The sequence below is a fragment of the Mycobacterium sp. genome, assembly GCF_039583785.1.
Lineage (GTDB): Bacteria > Actinomycetota > Actinomycetes > Mycobacteriales > Mycobacteriaceae > Mycobacterium.
Window position 1 is genome coordinate 1 of sequence record NZ_JAVKSG010000175.1, and the last position, 2,307, is coordinate 2,307.

At 61.2% G+C, this 2,307-nt stretch carries 3 protein-coding genes; 2 read left to right on the forward strand and 1 reads right to left on the reverse strand.

The genetic code is table 11. The features are described 5' to 3' along the window. Window positions 1-428, reverse strand: a 428-nt coding sequence (locus ABDV69_RS21065) for a lysoplasmalogenase family protein (RefSeq protein ID WP_343577748.1), incomplete at its 3' end; no start/stop codon positions are given. Here ABDV69_RS21065 and ABDV69_RS21070 point away from each other — a divergent pair. Beyond that, complete coding sequence (locus ABDV69_RS21070) at window positions 427-978, forward strand: hypothetical protein (RefSeq protein WP_343577750.1); 552 nt, start codon at window positions 427-429, stop codon at window positions 976-978. The genes ABDV69_RS21065 and ABDV69_RS21070 overlap by 2 nt on opposite strands. A gap of 292 nt (window positions 979-1,270) precedes the next feature. Continuing rightward, window positions 1,271-1,438, forward strand: coding sequence for a hypothetical protein (locus tag ABDV69_RS21075; RefSeq protein ID WP_343577751.1), 168 nt, complete (start codon window positions 1,271-1,273; stop codon window positions 1,436-1,438). Window positions 1,439-2,307 lie beyond the last annotated feature (869 nt).

Sequence of the window (2,307 nt, forward strand, 5' to 3'; positions counted from 1 at the left end):
GACATCCGACCGAAGAAGAAGCCCGCGGTGATCAACACCTGCGCCGCCGCGTAGGTCCACCAGATCGGCACCGCCAGTGCCTCGGTGCCCAGCACGAAGCGGCTGATGTAGGCGGTGACCGGGATCGTGATACCGTCGCGGACCAACTGCGGCCAGAACCACCTCAGCAGGCCCACACACGCCAGCCAGATCAACGCGACCGCGATCCAGCGCGCACGCGACGCGCGCGCCAACGGCACCAGAGCACCCAGGAAACACAGGTGCGCCAACAGGAATGCGCCCAACCCGAACACGAATGACGCCGCCCACCACCCAACGGCCAACAGCGCGTCGCCGGCCGCGGAAAACAGCAGAGCCGGCATCAGCCAGCGACGTTCGCGGACAATCGGCGCGAGCGCCAGCAACAGCGCCGAGGCCGAAGCGTTCATGGTCAAGGCTCAGGAGCTTTCGACCCGCTACAGCATCGACTTCGTCGCCGCCCGTGCGTGGGCCGCATTCAAAAAGCACGCATCCCAGCCGCTGACATGCCAGGCCGTGACTATCGGCCCACCGGGTGAACGCGGCCTCGCCTGCTCCGTCGAACTGTGCTGCGAGATTGCCAGGGCCAACAACTTGAAATGCGACATTGCCTTCAACAGCACCGAGGTCGTACTTTTCGGCTTCCAAGAGGACATCGACCTGACCCTGAAGCTGTCCGGGTCGCTGCTGACACAGATGGTCACGGCATCCGAAAATTATTTGGCGACCGGCGAATACAAGAGTGAGCCGGTGTGGCACGAGGTCGCTAAGACCGTCGATTACGGGCACGGGTACGACAGGAGGTATAAGAAATGGGAACTCTCGCCGCTGTCAAAAGTGACCGCCCGCATCAACTTTCAGGAAGCCTACGCCAGCCAAATCGGTAACAGATTAAGCGACACTAAGGCGGCTACCGAGGTCGAGGTTGAGTCGGAGCATCCGGGTACCGCGCTGGTGTAGGTGGAGAAAAGTCGCCAAGTCGAACTGTTCCACACCGATAAGAGTGATACGCGTGGCTCGTGGCGCGGTGTGCGCTCGTCATCAGAGCGTTCCGGTGCCCACGTCGCTGGTGAGCAAGCCGCCGATAAGGCACGCCTGCGCGAACCCGTTTCGATTGACCCCGGTAGAACAGCACTGCGGCGTAGCTGAGACCCCTCACCGGGCGTGCTGCCGACCTCGCGTGCGCCCAGTGGGGCACCAACAATGAAGGAGGACAGCATGAGTTTTGACACGGCGCGTCAGGCGTGAATGGTTGGATGCCGGCGGTCCGCCGCCGATGCCGTTCATCGCTATCACGCTCGATGACGATGCTCGACTGGCCATGCTCGCCGAGCACGACGAACTTGCTTCGACCAACGGCGGTTTCTACGTCGACGACGACAATTCAGATGTAACGCAACTGAAGCACCAAACCGATTGAGGGATCCGCTGCCATTCATCGAGTTTCACGCGACATTGACCTATCGGCTCGACGCTTGGCACGACGAAATCGGCTGAGAGGTAACACGATGCAAAGGGCTCGGATCAACCTGGAAGACCTCTCCGCTGTGGACGGTGGAACTCTGTTCGCGTCCGAGTCGGGCGTCAGTTCCCTGTACGACATCCTGAGTTCAGCACTGACGACGACACCGACGAAACCGGCTGAGAGAAACCCTGGACTGAGTCGTGATCATCCGCGACACTGGTCCACGAGAGGGGAACACATCCCGCTGCGGGAAAGCTGGTTTTCGGCCACGCCATACGAAATCAGCGACATGTTGCACGAGACACTGACGTCACAACTGGGTCCCCTAGAAACTGTGCATCGTTGTTGGACAGCAATGACGTTGGCCCTGGCGCAACGCTGGGCGCTGGCTTAACAAATGAGAAGGTGAGAACTATGAAAACAGTTACGGCCATCGCCACGGCGGTGCTTGTGCTGCTGTCGGCGGGACCAGCTTATGCTGACCCCCCCGCGCCGGTGCAATGCCGACCGGTCAAAGTCAATAATGTTTGCCGAGGCCCTGACGGCAGCGTGACCGCATGTAATCCGCACGGCTTCTGCCTTCCCGTGTCTATGGACTTGGCGCCGGGTTTTTGGGACCAGCCATGACTGACTGAGCTGATACCAAATCAAAAGCCGCCACCTCGTCACGGCAACACCGTTGAACGTCGTACGACTGGTCAGTCGGCGCGGGTGCCGGCGTAGCGGGCCGCGACGGCGTCGACCAATCGGCGGATCTCCGGGGTAAGCACCGTCTCCGGCGACACCACGCGGTCCAGCCAGGCCAGGTTGCCGACATGATCGGT